The 17,047-nt window shown below is 45.2% G+C and carries 14 protein-coding genes; all 14 read left to right on the top strand.

The genetic code is table 11. From position 1 onward, the window contains the following. The first annotated feature begins 101 nt into the window (after positions 1–101). The 14 genes from rapA (at position 102) to B2248_RS07740 (ending at position 16,805) form a co-directional block, all read left to right on the top strand. Positions 102–2,951 carry an RNA polymerase-associated protein RapA gene (gene rapA / locus B2248_RS07805; RefSeq protein ID WP_273180492.1) on the top strand — a complete coding sequence of 950 codons (2,850 nt, stop codon included), beginning with the start codon at positions 102–104 and terminating at the stop codon, positions 2,949–2,951. 16 nt (positions 2,952–2,967) lie between these two features. Then, positions 2,968–4,206, top strand: a complete 1,239-nt coding sequence (locus tag B2248_RS07800; RefSeq protein ID WP_273180490.1) for an efflux RND transporter periplasmic adaptor subunit — start codon at positions 2,968–2,970, stop codon at positions 4,204–4,206. Continuing rightward, complete coding sequence (locus B2248_RS07795; RefSeq protein WP_273180488.1) at positions 4,203–7,337, top strand: efflux RND transporter permease subunit; 3,135 nt, start codon at positions 4,203–4,205, stop codon at positions 7,335–7,337. Before B2248_RS07800 ends, B2248_RS07795 begins: the two co-directional genes overlap by 4 nt. 80 nt (positions 7,338–7,417) lie before the next feature. Further along, positions 7,418–8,674 (top strand): TolC family protein, encoded by a 1,257-nt coding sequence (locus B2248_RS07790; RefSeq protein ID WP_273180487.1) that lies wholly within the window; start codon positions 7,418–7,420, stop codon positions 8,672–8,674. Positions 8,675–8,752: 78 nt separating this feature from the next. Beyond that, a complete protein-coding gene (locus tag B2248_RS07785; protein WP_273180485.1) occupies positions 8,753–9,463 on the top strand; it encodes a thermostable hemolysin in 711 nt (236 codons plus the stop codon). Then, positions 9,456–10,937: an AMP-binding protein gene (locus B2248_RS07780; protein ID WP_273180483.1), complete on the top strand. Its 1,482-nt coding sequence runs from the start codon at positions 9,456–9,458 to the stop codon at positions 10,935–10,937. Before B2248_RS07785 ends, B2248_RS07780 begins: the two co-directional genes overlap by 8 nt. Then, the gene (locus tag B2248_RS07775; RefSeq protein WP_273180481.1) at positions 10,938–11,606 is read left to right on the top strand and encodes a TenA family transcriptional regulator; all 669 of its coding nucleotides are present in this window, start codon (positions 10,938–10,940) and stop codon (positions 11,604–11,606) included. It begins immediately after the preceding gene. Further along, positions 11,594–12,379 (top strand): SDR family oxidoreductase, encoded by a 786-nt coding sequence (locus tag B2248_RS07770; protein ID WP_273180479.1) that lies wholly within the window; start codon positions 11,594–11,596, stop codon positions 12,377–12,379. Before B2248_RS07775 ends, B2248_RS07770 begins: the two co-directional genes overlap by 13 nt. Before the next feature lie 11 nt (positions 12,380–12,390). Next, positions 12,391–13,053, top strand: coding sequence for a tetratricopeptide repeat protein (locus tag B2248_RS07765; RefSeq protein WP_007145026.1), 663 nt, complete (start codon positions 12,391–12,393; stop codon positions 13,051–13,053). Further along, positions 13,034–13,693, top strand: a complete 660-nt coding sequence (locus B2248_RS07760; RefSeq protein ID WP_007145027.1) for a response regulator — start codon at positions 13,034–13,036, stop codon at positions 13,691–13,693. The genes B2248_RS07765 and B2248_RS07760 overlap by 20 nt, the downstream gene beginning before the upstream one ends. Further along, entirely contained in the window at positions 13,690–15,021 is a 1,332-nt protein-coding gene (locus B2248_RS07755) for an ATP-binding protein (protein ID WP_273180476.1), read from the top strand. Before B2248_RS07760 ends, B2248_RS07755 begins: the two co-directional genes overlap by 4 nt. Beyond that, positions 15,014–15,337, top strand: a complete 324-nt coding sequence (locus B2248_RS07750; RefSeq protein WP_007145029.1) for a cupredoxin domain-containing protein — start codon at positions 15,014–15,016, stop codon at positions 15,335–15,337. Before B2248_RS07755 ends, B2248_RS07750 begins: the two co-directional genes overlap by 8 nt. A gap of 5 nt (positions 15,338–15,342) precedes the next feature. Continuing rightward, positions 15,343–16,119, top strand: a complete 777-nt coding sequence (locus B2248_RS07745; protein WP_273180474.1) for an FTR1 family protein — start codon at positions 15,343–15,345, stop codon at positions 16,117–16,119. Next, positions 16,119–16,805 carry a hypothetical protein gene (locus B2248_RS07740; protein ID WP_273180473.1) on the top strand — a complete coding sequence of 229 codons (687 nt, stop codon included), beginning with the start codon at positions 16,119–16,121 and terminating at the stop codon, positions 16,803–16,805. Before B2248_RS07745 ends, B2248_RS07740 begins: the two co-directional genes overlap by 1 nt. The last annotated feature ends 242 nt before the right edge of the window (positions 16,806–17,047 follow it).

Genomic DNA, 17,047 nt, shown 5'->3' with positions numbered 1-17,047 from the left:
GCGTCAGGCTGATTGGATAGGATGATTTGATTCTATCGTCGCATAACAGCTTACCGGCGAGGTGTTGAATAAAAAATTATGAAATTACGGAGCAAACCACATTGTCAGATAGTGCATTTATCGTAGGCCAGCGCTGGGTCAGTAACAGTGAAGCAGAGCTGGGTCTGGGTATTATTCAGGAAAGCAGCGGACGTCGTATTGAAGTATTTTTTCCTGCCGCAGCAGAAAGTCGTTTTTATGCTGCCGATAATGCGCCATTAAGTCGGGTTATCTATTCTGAAGGTGACAAGGTCAGCACCCGTGAAGACGTGAGTTTTGTGATTAGTGCCGTGCAGCCTTTTAATGGTTGTTATATCTATCAAGGTGATACAGAGGCGGGTGAACCGATCAGTATCCACGAAATGGATCTGGATAGCCGTGTGCACTTTAATCAACCGCAGGACCGCTTTTTTGCCGGGCAGGTCGATAAAAACAGTCAGTTTGAATTACGTGCTAAAACACTCAATTATCAACATGAACTGGTGAAGTCACCTGTTTATGGTTTATTGGGTGGACGTGTTCAGCTTTTACCTCATCAACTCTATATCGCTCAGCAAGTGGCACAGCGTTTCGCGCCGAGGGTGTTATTAGCCGATGAAGTGGGCTTAGGTAAAACCATCGAAGCGGGTTTGATTCTGCATAAACAAGTGTTATCGGGTCAGGTCAGGCGCGCGCTTATTGTGGTGCCTGATGCCTTATTGCATCAATGGCTGGTTGAAATGTTACGCCGCTTTAATCTGACATTCACGTTGATTGATCATGATCGCCATGAAGCACTGCAAGAGCTGGATGAAGGTAATCCTTTTTACAGTGCACAATTTGTTCTGTGTGGTTTGAACGATTTATTAGCCAATCCACAAATGCAAGTGGATATGCTGGCAGCCCAGTGGGATATGCTAATTGTTGATGAAGCCCATCATCTGGCGTGGTCACCTGAACAGTCAAGCGAAGGTTATCAACTGATAGAAACGCTGGCCGCACAAATTCCTGCTTTATTGTTATTAACTGCGACGCCGGAGCAATTAGGCATCGAAAGCCATTTTGCGCGTCTGCGTTTATTAGACTCAGACAAGTTCTTTGATTTTGATGACTTCGTGAAACAGGAAGCCGCTTATCAACCGGTCAGCGAATTAATTGAACAGCTTGATGCGGCTGAAACCTGGGCACAATTATCAGCAGCACAGCAGTCGCAGCTTAAGGACTACATTGATGAGCTGTTATTTCAGCAATTAAGCTCAGAAGACCAGTTTACAGTCGCTAAAGTGGATGCGATTCAACAATTGCTCGACAGACACGGTACCGGTAGGGTGTTGTATCGCAATACGCGTGATGTAGTGAAAGGTTTCCCCAACCGTATTCTTCATCAGTATGAATTGTCACTTCCTGATGCGTTGGTCGGTGAAGATGTGAGCCATATTATTTTGCCAGAGCAGCATTTTACAGAGGCTGATTGGTTAAAAAATGATAGCCGTGTGAGCTGGCTGGTCGATTTCTTAAAAGCGCACCGTGATGACAAGATTTTGATTATTTGCGCGCAAGCCGACACTGCACAGCAACTTGAGAACTATCTCAATATTAATCAAGGCATACGTTCAGCTGTATTCCATGAAGATTTAAGTCTGGTGAATCGTGATCGTGCAGCGGCTTATTTTGCTGATGATGAAGAAGGCGCTCAATGTCTTGTCTGTTCTGAAATTGGCAGTGAAGGGCGTAACTTCCAGTTCTCGCATCATCTGGTGTTATTTGATTTACCAGTAAATCCGGACTTACTGGAGCAGCGGATCGGCCGTCTAGACCGTATTGGTCAGCATCATGATGTGCATATTCATGTGCCTTACTATGCAGGTACAGCTCAGTCTGTATTATTGTATTGGTATCACGACGGTATGAATGCGTTTGAACAGGTTTTGGCAGCAGGGCAACGTATTGCCGGAGAAACCAAACAACAGTTGCAAGCCGCAATGGCAGAACCTGCAAACAACAAAGCATTAGACAGTTTAATAAAACAAACACAAAAAGTGACTGAGCAAACCCTGGCAGAATTACAGTCGGGTCGTCACCGTTTACTGGAACGCCATTCTTATAATGAATCCCATGCCGAATATGTGGTCGGCGAAGTCGAGTCGCTGTCACGTTCACTTGAATTGGCGGGCTTTATGGATGATGTGTTTGATGCCTTTGGTGTGGATCAACAGCCGCATAGTAGCGACAGTATTATTATCGAGCCTGGCACTCATATGCAGACCCAGTTTCCAGAGCTGCCAGATGAAGGCTTAACGGCTACTTATCAGCGTCATAAAGCCTTAGGGCGTGAAGACATGACATTCCTGACCTGGGAACATCCTATGGTGCTGGGCGCCATTGATATGGTGTTAAATAGTGAGCTTGGTAATAGCGCTTTCTGCACACTGGCAACAGATGAAGTGAAAGCTGGCAGCCTGTTACTTGAAGCGATATTTGTTATGCGAACCGTGTCTGAACGTGACTTACAGATTCAGCGTTTTATTTCTGAAAGCCATATCAGACTGGTGGTTGATGAGCGTGGCAGGCAATATCAAACCCTGTTTGAAGAGCAGGATTTTAATAAAATGGCAGGGCGTATTCCGCGCGCCACCGCACAAGAACTGATTCGTCATGCCCGAAGTCCTGTGGAAAACTTGCTGGAGCAAGCCAAAAAAGCGGTTGTTGATATGGAAAAAACGCTTAAACAAGAAGCGCTGGACAATATGAACAATGAATTGGAGCAAGAGTATCAACGGCTCAGCGCACTAGCGAAGGTCAATCCAAATATCCGACCACAAGAACTGGATTACCTGAAACAACGTCAAGATAAGTTGAATAGCGGTATCCAGTCGGCTTCATTATCACTGGATGCCATCAGGGTTGCTATAGTGACAGAACCGAATAACTAAAGAGACTGAGCCCAGGATGGTCAAGCTGAAAAAATTTTTATTACCGGTATTAATTCTTGGCCTGACCATTTTGATTGTCGTGGTGCTTGTTGCTACGAAACCAAAAGCCACGCCAAAGGATGCACAGCAAAAAGCCTGGCTGGTGAATGCGGTAGCAGCGCAGATGACCACGGTGAGTCCACAAGTCACCGTATATGGACGTATTGAAACGCCTCGTGATGCCACGCTAAAAGCGGCTGTCGAAGCCGATGTCGAGCAAGTTCTGGTGTTAGAAGGTGAAACCGTAACTCAGGGAGAGTTGCTGCTGGAATTGGATAAAACAGATGTTGAACTAGTAAAACAGCAACGTCAGGCCGATGTCGATGAAATCACGGCTTCAATTGCCAATGAAAATGTCCGCTATCAGCGTGACCTCGCATTATTGGAGAATCAAAAACAACTTGTTAACCTCGCCGATAAAGCCGTGCAACGTGCAAAAAAACTCGAACAAAATAAATTAACTTCACAAGCGGCTTTGGATGAATCTACGGCCGCTTATCAGCAACAAGAACTGGCGCTAAAGCAGTTACAAAATGATATTGCTGAGCACCCTTCACGAATCGCCCAGCTAGAAGCATCAAAAAAACGGGCAGAAGCCTTGCTGAAGCAGAGTGAAGTCAATCTGGAACGAACAGATATCAGAGCCCCGTTCCCGAGCCGCGTGGCGAAGCTAAATGTTGCCGTGGGTGATCGGGTAAGACCTGGCGATAGTCTGATTAATGTCTACGATCTTAATAATCTGGAAGTGCGGGCGCAGATCCCTGGCCGTTATAGCCAACAAATCCGACAAATGATGCAACGCCATCAGCTTATTCAGGCGACGGCGATGATTGATGATGAACTGGTTAAGCTTGAATTAAAACGGCTTTCAGGTGAAGTCAGGCTTGATAGTGGTGGTATCGACGGCTTGTTTCGCTTAGTGAATCACCCAAATAACTTACCGCTTGGTACCTTTGTTGAGCTGCAGTTACAGCTATCAGAACAGCACAACGTGATCGAGCTGCCATTCAGTGCTTTATATGGTTTGGACCGTGTCTATCTGATTGAAGACGGCCACTTAAAAGCCGTCACCATTGAACGCGTAGGAGAAGTCGTCGGCAAAGATAATCAACATCGTTTATTAATCCGAAGTGACGAGATTCATAGCGGTGATTTAATTGTCACTACTCAGCTTCCCAATGCCATCACCGGTTTAGCGGTTGAGACCAAGTTGTGAGTTCGACCACCCATCGCGCAGATATCATTGGTATTTTTGCTCAACATAAGGTTGCAGCAAACCTGTTGATGCTGATGATGTTGATTGGTGGTTTTGTATCATTGAGCAAACTCAATACCCAGTTTTTTCCAAACTTCGCCTTGGATGTGATTACTGTCAATGTGGTCTGGCGCGGTGCCAGTGCAGAAGATGTGGAAGACTCGTTAACCAGCCGTATTGAGCAAGAGCTTCGCACCATCGATTATGTCGACAAAATGACCTCGACCTCATCTTATGGTTCGTCTTTAGTGACATTAGAGTTTGATGAAGGCACTGAGATGGGCCCGGCACTTGATCAGGTGAAAGATCATGTTGCCCGGCTCCGCAACCTGCCTAAAGATGCTGAAACACCCGAAATCAGCATTGCCACACACTATGACAATGTTGCCCGATTATTGGTCACTACCGACGGTCATTTAGACGAACTCCGTGGCTTAGTACATCAAATTGAACACGAACTGCTGGATGCCGGTATTTCACGAGTCACCATCACCGGATTACCAGATGAAGAAATGGCGATTAAAGTCAGCACCTCGACACTGGAGTCTTTGGGTTTAAGTTTTGGTGATGTCAGTCAACGCGTCGCTGACCAGAGTCAGGATTTACCGGCAGGCGAGATTGGCAATGGTGAAACGACCCGGCAAATTCGTAGTCTTGACCAACGCCGGAATGCTGATGCCTTTGGCAGTATCTCTTTAAAAAGTGATTATCAGGGACGTCGTTTACTGCTTGAGGATGTGGCTGATGTGGAACGCCGCGCCATGCGTGATCAGGTGAAAGTCTTTTATCACGGACAACCCGCCGTTGAAATTGCATTGCAACGAACAGAAAATGCCGATGCCCTTGAATCAGCGAGGATTATGGAAAACTGGCTGGAACAGGCTAAACCCAGCTTACCCAAAGGTGTAGATATCCGCGTTTATGATGCCAGTTGGTCACTGATACAGGAACGCATCAATTTGCTGCTCAGTAATGGTCTCAGTGGCTTATTACTGGTGTTGGCTATCCTTTTCTTATTCCTACACGGCAGAGTGGCTTTTTGGGTAGCCGTGGGGATTCCCGTTTCTTTTATGGCTGCATTGACCGTGCTGTATATATTGGGCGGTAGCATTAATATGATCAGCCTGTTTGCCTTGATCATGGCGCTGGGGATTATTGTTGATGATGCGATTGTGGTGGGTGAAGATGCGTTATCACACTATCAAAGTGGTGAACGCTCATTATTAGCCGCTGAAGGCGGGGCAAGACGAATGCTGGCGCCAGTGATTTCTTCTTCTTTAACCACCATTGCAGCCTTTTTACCGCTGATGCTTATCAGTGGTGTGATTGGCAATATCTTGTTCGACATCCCCTTTGTGGTGATTTGTGTAATTATTGCTTCACTTGTGGAGAGTTTTCTTATACTTCCCGGTCACTTACGCCATACTTTTCATACAATGCATCATCTTGATCCAGGTCGGTTAAGACGCTGGTTGGATGAAAAGTTTGAGCATTTTCGTGAGCAGTTTTTCAGACCGTTAGTGACTATGGCTGTGAAAAACAGTGCGGTGACCATCAGTCTCACACTGGCTTTATTGATCATTTCAATCAGCTTGCTGGCCAGTGGCCGAATCCTGTTTAACTTCTTCCCTTCACCGGAAGGCACTACCATTACCGCGAATGCCCGATTTGTCGCTGGCACACCGATGCAGGATGTTGAGCAGTTTTTGCAACATATCAATCTGGCACTGGATGAAGCTGAAGCGGATTATGATCAAAACATTGTCAAAATGGCGGTTACGCGGCTTGGCAGTGCTTCATCCGCAAATTCAAACATTAGTAGCGGTCAAGCGGATGAGCGTTTCGGTTCAGTTCAGCTGGAAATGATCTCGCCTGACCAACGTGATATCAGAAACAAAGATTTTATTAATGACTGGCGTGAACATATCAGCTTACCGCCGGGGATTGAAACATTCACCATCAGTGAAGCACGGGGTGGACCGCCTGGAAGCGATATTGATATTCGTCTCAGCGGTGCTGCAGCTCAGCAATTAAAAAAAGCCGCGCATGAAGTCGCCGAGCGATTAAAAAATTACACCGGTGTCAGTGCCATTGAAGATGATATGCCTTATGGTCAGGAACAGCTGATTTATCGGATAAAGGGCCAAGGTGAAGTACTTGGTCTGACTGTTGAAAATGTGGGGCGTCAGTTACGGGCCGCGTTTGACGGGCAATTAGTTCAGATTTTTCAGGATGGCGATGATGAGGTTGAAGTACGTGTCATGCTGCCTGATGCTGAGCGTAACACCCTGGCAACATTAGAGAACTTTATGTTGCGTCTGCCCAATGGAGGCAGTGCGCCCTTATCCAGCGTAGTTGAGTTTGAGTCGCGTCGGGGTTTTGATGTGCTAAGACATACCGACAGCCAGTTAGCGATACATGTCACCGCGACAGTAGACTCTGTAGTGAATAATAATAATGTCATTTTAGACGATATGAAAAAGGCTTTTTTACCTGAAATATCCTCTAAATACAGCGTGAAAATTGGTTATGAAGGTAGGGCAGAAGAGCAGGCTGATACCATGTCAGATATGGCACAAGGTACATTGCTGGCCTTTATTATGATTTATCTGGTGCTGGCCTGGGTGTTTTCATCCTATGGCTGGCCACTGGTGGTAATGGCAGCGATTCCTTTTGGCTTGATTGGTGCCTTAATTGGTCATTGGTTACTGGGAATTGATCTGACCATTTTGTCTTTGTTTGGTATTTTTGGTTTATCAGGCATTGTTGTGAATGATTCCATCATTCTGGTGACGTTTTTCAAACAACTCACCGAGTCCGGAATGCCGACACAGCAAGCAATTATTGAAGCCTCAACACAACGTCTTCGTGCGGTGTTACTGACCTCACTGACGACGATCGCCGGACTCACACCTTTACTATTTGAAACATCATTACAGGCACAGTTTTTAATCCCCATGGCGGTTTCCATGTCATTTGGCCTGATGTTTTCAACGGTTTTAGTATTATTGGTGATACCCGCGATGCTGGCCGTTTACGAACGAGTTGCTGATAAATTTCTGCCGAAACGAACAGACTCAGTGACAATTTGATACTGTGTTAAGTCTGATTTAACAATCACTGTGCATGCTGTTGTAGTTTGGATAGATCAGCATTTATTTAAGGATTTTTCATGCGACGTTATACCTCATATGTTATAGCTGCCTTGATAGGCACATTGAGTCCTGTGGTGAGTTTTGCAGAAGATAGCGAGGCGGTCAGCAGCGTGCCTTATGCAGCTAACCTAGATTTAGCTTCACTAACGGATAAGGTATATCAGCGATTACCGGGATTATTAGCTGAAGATAAATACCGCCAATTACTGCAGGCGAATGATACATACAGTCAGGCCTTGTTTGCAGAGCCGGTGACCGGGAATCTGAGCCTGTTCAGTGATGAAGTGGGGACCGGACACGGTTTTCAAGAATGGGAAGGCGGTGTTGATTTACCGTTATGGTTGCCAGGACAAAAACAACAGCAACAGGCCTTGTCAGACAAAATAGCAGCAGAACTGCCTGCTTATCAGCAAGCATTGAAACTGGAAGCTTCAGGTGAAGTGAGACAACAAATCTGGCAGGTGAAACTGGCCGAAGCCCAACTTGAACAAACTAAACTGACCTGGGAAAACGCGAAAAAGTTACAAAATGATGTTGAGTCACGGGTAAAAGCCGGGGATTTAGCCTCAACTGAACGCTTACTGGCAAGCAGTAACACGCTTGAAGCGCATAGCAAAATGGTGAATGCACAGTCGCAGCTTCAACAGCGGCTGAAAATTTATCAACTGATTACCGGTGAGAACGCCTTGCCGCAGCAGGTGGAAGAAGCCGTTAGCAACGCCACTGAGGACTTACAGCAACATCCGCAGTTGCAGTTACAGGATCAGTTGATAGCCAGACTACAGGCACAAATGGGGCTGGCACAATATGACGGTGCAGTAAATCCCAGCCTGTCTGTAGGCGTAAGACGAGAACGGGGGGATAGGGCAGAAGACTATACCAACAGTATGGGCATCGGATTCAGCATGGCGCTGGATGATAAGGCATACAAACAACCTGCCATCGCTCAGGCCTCAGCCGAATTAGCTGATGCTCAGGTTGCACGTCAATCATTATGGCGTCAGCTAAAAACACGACAAGTCGCCCTTGTGGAAGAATTAAACAGTAGTCGACAGCAGCTGGACTTGATCACGGAACAAAATAAAACCACCCAGCAGTATTACCAATTACAAAAACGTGCCTTTGATTTAGGTGAAATTAATTTGATTGATTTATTGCGCAGTCAGGCGCTGGCGAATGACAATGAGAGTAGAAAGCGCCTGTTGGAAGTTCAAATAAAGCAACAGATTTCTGAATTAAATCAATCATATGGGATGATTTTGTCTAATAATTAATAAAACCCTCTAAGCTTAATTTTTCGTTAAGCTTTCTTTTTTAATCTAGCTTCCATACCACCTCCCAAGGGGAATTTTATGGAAGCTAGATCATTTGCACAGTCTGTCACTAAAAGTCGCTCTCAACGCGTCGTTGAGCGACAAATTATTCAGCCTGTTTTTCCACTCACGCTGGCAAAAGCGAATGAGCCGGGACGAATGGACGCTGAACAATTTATTTATCAGCGCTTTGAAAAGCAACACGGTGCAGAGATCAGCCATTTTCTGCCGTTTATCTTGTCTGCCAGGACAGGCGGTTTAGTTTCAGCAGCACTTGGTTTCCAGCCAGCCAGTTATTCATCACATCTTTTTCTTGAATATTATCTTGATAATGATATTCAAACCACGCTCAGTATTCTCACCCAAACAGTCGTTCAACGTGACGCGATTGTGGAAATAGGCAATCTGGCCTCTGGCCGACAACGTGCGACTCAAACGCTTTTTTTACTCCTTGCTGAGTTGTTCTATCAAGCCGGTTATGAATGGGTTGTGTTTACGGCTAATTCAGCCGTTTCACAGTGGTTGGCGAAATTAGATATTGAGACTATTGCCATCCGTGTTGCAGATCCGACCAGGTTGCCAGATAAAGGGGCAAGCTGGGGTAGTTATTACGATGATAAGCCAGTGGTAGTGGCCGGTAATATCCGTCAAACCATGGCAAAACTGACTGACAATCCGCTTATGTTGTATTTGCGTCAAAGCTATCAGCATCAATTGAATGAATTTGTCGCGAGTTTCCGTCATGACTGAGTTAGTCGAACGTTTACGTCGGATTGCGACACAACAGCCGAACGCACTGGCCTTGCAGGACCCATATCGGCAGCTGACCTGGCGTCAGATGATAAACGAAGTGGATAGACTAACTGAACTGCTTTTACCTTACGCACAGAATGTCGTCGCCTTGTATGCCGACAACAGTGTCGACTGGGCGTGTATTGATCTGGCCTGTTATGAAGCCGGTGTCATCAGTCTGCCTATTCCAGCCTTTTTTTCAGCCGAACAACAACATCATGCCATCAGTGAAAGTGGCGCATTAGCGTTAATCGAATCGAAAGGCACCACATTATTTCAATCACTCAAGCTGTTTGACCAGTTGCATCTGTCGTTAACGGACAATCTTATTTTGTTTCCATTAGTCAAGAAAGGTCATAGTCAAATTCCAGAGAAAACCCAAAAAATTACCTTTACATCGGGTTCTACTGGTCAGCCTAAAGGGGTGTGTTTGAGCACAGATAATCAATTAGCTGTGGCTGATGCGATTATCCAACGTACAGAATTACAAGCTATCAAACACCTGTGTGTATTACCGCTGACCACCTTATTGGAAAATCTAGCCGGCATTTACGCGCCATTGCTTAGCAGAGGATCGGTCACCTTATTACCAGCAGCCGAGCTTGGCTTTAATGGTGGACGAGGTTTTGATGTTCAGCAATTTCTACAAACGCTGAGCAAACAACAGCCAGAAAGTGTGGTGTTATTACCCGAATTATTATTAACCCTGGTGTCAGCCGCTGAAACAGGCTGGCCAGTACCTGGCAGTTTGAAGTTTATTGCGGTGGGTGGCAGTCGCGTATCAGCAGACTTATTACGTAAAGCTGATGATTTAGGCTTACCGGTTTACGAAGGTTATGGCTTGTCAGAATGCAGCTCTGTTGTCAGCCTGAATAGTCCAAAACAACGTCAAATAGGCAGTGTCGGTCAGACGCTTGATCATGTAAAAGTCAGCATTGAGTCCGGCGAAATCATCGTTCGCGGCAACTGCTTTTTAGGTTATATCAATCATCCTGATAGCTGGTATCCAGAGCAGATAGCTACTGGTGATTTAGGATTTATTGATGAAAACCGCTATTTGCACATTAATGGTCGCCGTAAAAACCTGTTAATCAGCAGCTTTGGCAGAAATATCAATCCGGAGTGGGTGGAAAGCGAGTTATTGGCTAATCCTATTCTGGCCTATTGCACGGTGATTGGAGATGCAAAATCACATTGCAGTGTCTTGGTTCAGCCTCGTTTTGACAATATCACTGACGCCATGATTGACCAATGGATCACCCTGGTCAACAAACGCCTGCCAGATTACGCACAACTGGCAGACTGGCAGCGCTTTGAATGGCCACTCAGTGTGGAAAACGGCACGTTGACGGCAAATGGTCGTCCTGTCAGACAACAAATATTAGAGAGCTACCATCATCAAATAAATGCTTTATACAAGGAGCAGGCATAAATGCTTTTTTTCGACAGATTACAAACAGAAACAGCAGCAGCACGTGAACAATTATTCAGTGCACCGATCATTGCTAAAGCGATGACAGGCGATATCACTACCGAGCTTTATATTAACTTTCTGACGCAGGCCTATCATCACGTTAAACATACCGTACCATTGCTGATGAGTGTCGGTGGCGCTTTGCCGGAACAGAAAGAATGGCTACGTAATGCCGTGGCAGAATATATCGAAGAAGAATTAGGCCATCAGGAGTGGATACTTAACGATATCGCAGCCTGTGGTGCTGATAAAGAAGCGGTAAGACACAGTCAGCCAAATCTGCAGACAGAAATGATGGTCGCCTATGCTTATGACATGGTACATCGCATCAATCCCTTAGGTTTTTTTGGCATGGTACATGTGCTGGAAGGTACCAGTATCACCACTGCAGACAAAGCCGCAGAAAGTATTCAAAATGCACTAGGTTTACCGACTAAAGCCTTTAGTTATCTGCGATCACATGGAGCGCTGGATCAGGATCATGTCAAATTCTTCGAAGGTCTGATGAATCAAATCACCGATCCCGCCGAACAAGATCTCATTATTCATAGTGCCAAACGCTTTTATTATCTCTACGGCAACATCTTCCGTAGCCTGACTGAAGAGAAGATGCCATGCAAAGTCTGAGAGATGTCACCATTCTGATTACCGGTGCCGCCGGTGGTATCGGGCAAAAGTTAGCTAAGGCATTACACGATCAGGGCGCTAAGTTGATATTGACGGATGTCAATGCAGACAAGTTAACTGAACTGAACGTCAGCTTAGGCGAAAAGCATTACGACTTTGTAGCTGACGTTAGCAAGACAACGCAGCGCCAGTCACTGCTGGATTATTGTGAAAACCTGCCTTATCCGCTGCAAATGATCATTAATTTGGCGGGTATCAACCGTTTTGCTGCCATCACCGATCATTCAGATAATGATATTGAACGGATGTTAACGATTAATCTGAGTTCACAGATTGCATTGACTCGCGATTTTATTCCTTTACTGGAAAAAAATGCGCCATCAACCATCGTCAATGTTGGCTCTATTCTGGGAAGTATCGGCATGCCCGGTTATAGCGTTTATTGTGCTACCAAGTTTGGCTTACGGGGTTTTAGTGAAGCCCTGCATCGTGAACTGGCTGGCAGTGGGGTGGATGTGCGTTACTTTGCACCTCGCGCCACCAAAACGCCTCTCAACAATGACAATGTCAATGATATGAATAAAGCATTAGGCAGTGCGATGGACAGCCCTGAGCAAGTAGCGAATGCCATTGTCGACTTTTTGCTGACGGATAAACGAAGACATTATTTTGGCTGGCCTGAAAAACTGTTTGTCAGAATCAACAGTATTCTGCCAGGCATAGTTGATAAATCAATTATTAAACAACTACCTATCATAAAACGTTATTTTTAATGGAGAAAATGATGAAAGCGTATATATTCTCGATGATTCTGGGGCTGGTGAGTCTACCTGTCAGTGCCGATGTGATGCAAAGCGTCGCTGATTTGCAGCATGACTGGGCTAAAGTGAATTACACTCTAACAGGTGATGCACAGGAAAAAGCCTTTGAAAGCCTGATTGAAAAAGCGAATAGTGTGGTGAAGCAATATCCAGAGGCGGCGGAATCACATATCTGGCGTGGCATTATTGAATCAAGTTATGCTGGTGCCAAGGGCGGGCTTGGCGCTTTATCTCTGGCGAAAGCCGCAAAAGCCGATTTGGAAGAAGCGATGAAAATAAATGATACCGCGCTGGACGGTTCGGCTTATACCAGCTTAGGTACCTTATATGCCAAAGTACCCGGCTGGCCTATTGGGTTTGGTGATGATGACAAAGCCGAAATGATGTTGAAAAAAGCCTTGACCATCAATCCAACTGGCATAGATAGTAATTACTTCTATGCACAGTATTTAATAGATAATAACCAGTATAAAGAAGCAGAAACTTATCTGTTAAAAGCACAACAAGCACCTGCCAGACCAAGTAGACCCCTTGCAGATAAAGGAAGACAGCAAGAAATCGAAAAAGCCTTACAGCAGGTCAGATACAAACTAGGGAATGAACAACATGCAGGTATTACTCATTGAAGATGATGTTTCACTCGCAAAAGGCTTACAAACCAGCCTGAAAAGGGAAGGTTTTATCGTTAATCATTTGAGTGAAGGCAAGCAGGCCATTAACAGCATTGCTTCTTCTGAGCCGGATATTGTGGTGTTGGATCTGGGCCTGCCAGATATGGATGGTAATGAAGTCCTGAAACAAATTCGACGTCGTAATGCCGAGTTGCCTGTGCTGATTCTTACTGCTCGTAACTCTATTCAGGATAAAGTGGCGGGGCTTGATAGTGGCGCGGATGATTATCTGGCTAAACCGTTTGAAATGGATGAGTTACTCGCGCGGCTACGCGTGTTGGAACGGCGCCTCAGTAGCCTGAAACATGCTGATCTGACCGTTGGCAACGTGTCCATCGATACGCGCGCTCAACAGGTGAAAGTTAATGGTGAGAATGTCGATTTTTTCCGTCGTGAATACATGCTATTAAAAATGTTGATGGAGAATGTTGGCCGCGTGCAGACCCGCGATAGTCTGGAAAGTAAGCTTTACAGCTGGGGTGAAGAAATTGCCAGTAATGCGATTGAAGTCCATATTCATCATTTAAGAAAGAAACTCCCGGAGAACTTCATCACAACAGTGCGTGGTGTGGGTTACACAATTAAAGCGCAATGAAGTCTATTCGTCTTTATTTATTACTGGCCTTATTAGCCACAATAACGCTGGTGAACTTTGTGTCGTTATTGCATGGCTATCAGTCGAGTATGCAAAAGGCACAAAATTTATTTGATTCCCGTTTGGAAAGTACCGCGATATTGATCGCCTCAGCTAATTCTCGTCAGGTGGGGCAGGAAACAGTAACCAATCAGCAAACACCCTATACCTTTTTTCAGATTATTGATGATAACGGTCAGTTGTTAACGCGTTCTGAGAATGCCCCAGATAAGGTGATGGGTGAACTGGATGAGGGTTTTCATATCATTAACTTTGGCAGCTATCGCTGGCGAAATTATGTTTATCGCGACACGGTTTTGCAGCGATGGGTCGTAGTGGCCGAGCGTATCGATATTCGCTATATGCTTGCCGAAGATGTAGTGATGGAATCGTTACTGCCGATTGTGATGGCAATACCTGTAGCCGCGTTAATTATCTGGTTTGCCGTCGGGATTGGTCTCAAACCACTTAACGCGTTTGCCAGCCAGTTGAGCGAGAGAAAAGCGGATGATCTCCGTCCGATTGAGCTTGACCGTGTGCCGAAAGAACTCACAACAGTAGTCAATAATACGAATAGTCTGTTATCACGTTTGGCTGAAGCCTTTGATCGTGAGCAACGTTTCTCAGCTGATGCGGCGCATGAGTTACGTACCCCCGTCAGCGTGCTTAAAGTACATTTACATAATTTACGTGCAAGACTGGGTAATGACGATGAAGACATTATCTTATTACGCGATGGTGTCGAACGTATGGGGCACCTTATCGAACAGATTCTGGCGCTGTACCGTACCTCGCCTGATCAGGCGGCAGTCAAATTTGAAAGTGTAGATTTATTTAAATTAGTTCAATCACTTATCGCACGAAGTTATCATGCTTTTGAGTCTAAACAGCAAGAAATTGAAATGGATGGTGAGTCACACATCATCGAAGGTAATGTGTTTGCACTGGAAACCCTGATAAGCAATTTATTAAATAATGCGAATAAATACACACCGGAGAAAGGTCGTATTCATGTTGTGGTAAGGCGTCATGAAGAAGGGGTGTTACTGAGAGTCGAAGATTCTGGCCCAGGCATACCTGAAGAACAATATCAGCGTGTGTTTGAACGTTTTTATCGCCTGCATGGTGATCAGCATAATAGTGGTGTCATTGGCTGTGGATTAGGACTGACTATTGTTAAGCATATCGCTGATTTGCATCGTGCCCACATCCAATTGGGGACATCCGCTTGGGGCCATGGATTAAAGGTCGATGTCATATTTCCTCTGAGAGCAGTCAATTATGCGTAGAGTTGGGTTATTTTTATTCTTATCGTTTTTGGTGATGCCGGTGTTTGCTGGCCCTCCGGTAATTGAAATCGAAATTCGTGATCATCTTTTCTTTCCCGATGAAGTTAAAATCCCTGCCAATACCAAAGTCAAACTGTTGGTGAAAAATATGGATCCGACAGCGGAAGAATTTGAAAGTTATGAACTAAACCGCGAAAAGGTAATTGCCGGAAACAGTCAGGCATTTATCTTTATTGGTCCACTGCCAGCCGGGGTGTATCCGTTTTTTGGTGAGTTTTTCCCTAAAACGGCACAAGGCAAAGTCATAGCGGAGTAGAAATAGTGTTACTGAATGCGGTAGTGATTGTTTTACGTGAGGTGCTGGAAGCCTCGTTGATTATCAGCGTGTTTTTGGCGCTTAGCCAGATTTTGAACCGAAGCTTAAAGTGGATGTTGCTCGCATTAGTTTTAGGGCTAGTCAGTGGTTTTATCTACGCTGGCACCATCAGTACTGTCTCAATGGCCTTTGGTGGGATTGGACAGGAAATCGTCAATGCAACGATTAATATCCTTATCTTCATGGCTTTAGTTATCTTTGTCTTCGCCGTGCCACATCAGAATGATCAACGTTGTCGTCGCTTGACTGTGATAGCCATTGTCAGCACCGTTATTTTAGCGATCATGCGCGAAGGTTCTGAAGTCTTGTTATTTATCACCGGCTTTATTGGCGTGCCGGACTTATTGGCCCCAGTATTAATGGGAGGAGCTGTGGGGGCTGGACTCGGTGTAAGTGTCGGTGTGTTTATTTATTATTTCATCGTAAACCTTATCCCCCGGCACGGTGTATGGGTTGGCTATTTATTATTGTTACTGGTGGCAGGAAGTTTAATGTCGCAGGCGGTTGAGTTTCTGATTCAGGCAGATTTATTAACGTCAGCAACACCGATTTGGAATACCTCAACTATCATCGATGAACATTCTGTAGCCGGACAATTGCTGTTTGCGTTACTGGGATACGAAGCTACCCCACAACTTAGTCAGGTCATCGCCTATATTTGTAGCATGGCCGCTTTGTTTTGTGTGGCGATGTTCAGCTTTATAAAACGAGATCGAAATTAATGAAATACCGTGTAATGACCGTTACTGGCGCTTTATTAATTGCGCCTATCCTGGCCCAAGCGGATGGAACAGCAGTGGATAAAGTCTACCATCCGTATGTGCAGCCGCTGGAAAAGGAAGTAGAGTGGCGGATGATTACTGCTGAAGGCGATAGTCTGCAAAAACTGAGTTATGGCCAGTCTTTATCTGATCGCCTTTATGTTGAAGGTTATCTTACCGCCAGTGAAGAAAATGATAATTTTCGTTTGTATAGTTATGAACTCGAAGCCAAGTGGCAACTCACTGAGCAAGGAGAGTATGCCATTGACTGGGGACTAGTCACCGAACTTGAAAAATCCAATATCTGTGATCAGTGGGAAGCAGCAACAGCATTACTCATGGAAAAGGAGTGGGGCGATTGGGTCGGAGCAGCCAATCTATGGCTTGAATACGAATGGGGTGATGATATTGAGGAAGAGTTCGAAACAGCCCTAAGTATGCAGGCGCGTTATCGACTGTCACCTAAGTTTGAGCCAGCGATTGAATATTATGCTGGTGATGAAACCCGCGCCATTGGCCCGGTTGCATTGGGGGATGTGCGCTTTTCTGCTGGTAAAAAACTCCATTGGGAAACCGGAATATTATTTGGTGTTGGTAAACAATCTCCTGACGCCACCTTACGTTTTCTGACCGAGTTTGAGTTTTAGTCTGTGTAAAGTTTTGTTAACACTTTAAGACTCTGTTAATAAGCCATCACTAATATGGTGCTATCTTTATGACGGTAGAACCAAGTGATGCAAACAGGGACGATAATAAAAAAGCCAGTCACGATAGACAATGAGCTGGCAAAGCCAATTTATTCGCCTCAACAGCGACATCTGAAAAAGACAGAGCAAACTTCGTATCTGTCGACATCACCTGCGTTTTTTCCTAAAACTGGCAAGCTGAT

Source organism: Methylophaga sp. UBA2012, from assembly GCF_002335235.1.
GTDB classification, from domain to species: Bacteria; Pseudomonadota; Gammaproteobacteria; order Nitrosococcales; family Methylophagaceae; genus Methylophaga; species Methylophaga thalassica.
The sequence above is the reverse complement of the archived record's forward strand: the minus strand, read 5'-3'. Positions and strand labels throughout refer to the sequence as shown.

Excerpts from the sequence above, each read along its gene's own strand:
- B2248_RS07800 (WP_273180490.1), top strand. The coding sequence starts at position 2,968 with ATGGTCAAGCTGAAAAAATTTTTATTACCGGTATTAATTCTTGGCCTG.
- B2248_RS07790 (WP_273180487.1), top strand. The coding sequence starts at position 7,418 with ATGCGACGTTATACCTCATATGTTATAGCTGCCTTGATAGGCACATTG.
- B2248_RS07785 (WP_273180485.1), top strand. The coding sequence starts at position 8,753 with ATGGAAGCTAGATCATTTGCACAGTCTGTCACTAAAAGTCGCTCTCAA.
- B2248_RS07780 (WP_273180483.1), top strand. The coding sequence starts at position 9,456 with ATGACTGAGTTAGTCGAACGTTTACGTCGGATTGCGACACAACAGCCG.
- B2248_RS07775 (WP_273180481.1), top strand. The coding sequence starts at position 10,938 with ATGCTTTTTTTCGACAGATTACAAACAGAAACAGCAGCAGCACGTGAA.
- B2248_RS07770 (WP_273180479.1), top strand. The coding sequence starts at position 11,594 with ATGCAAAGTCTGAGAGATGTCACCATTCTGATTACCGGTGCCGCCGGT.
- B2248_RS07765 (WP_007145026.1), top strand. The coding sequence starts at position 12,391 with ATGAAAGCGTATATATTCTCGATGATTCTGGGGCTGGTGAGTCTACCT.
- B2248_RS07760 (WP_007145027.1), top strand. The coding sequence starts at position 13,034 with ATGCAGGTATTACTCATTGAAGATGATGTTTCACTCGCAAAAGGCTTA.
- B2248_RS07755 (WP_273180476.1), top strand. The coding sequence starts at position 13,690 with ATGAAGTCTATTCGTCTTTATTTATTACTGGCCTTATTAGCCACAATA.
- B2248_RS07750 (WP_007145029.1), top strand. The coding sequence starts at position 15,014 with ATGCGTAGAGTTGGGTTATTTTTATTCTTATCGTTTTTGGTGATGCCG.
- B2248_RS07740 (WP_273180473.1), top strand. The coding sequence starts at position 16,119 with ATGAAATACCGTGTAATGACCGTTACTGGCGCTTTATTAATTGCGCCT.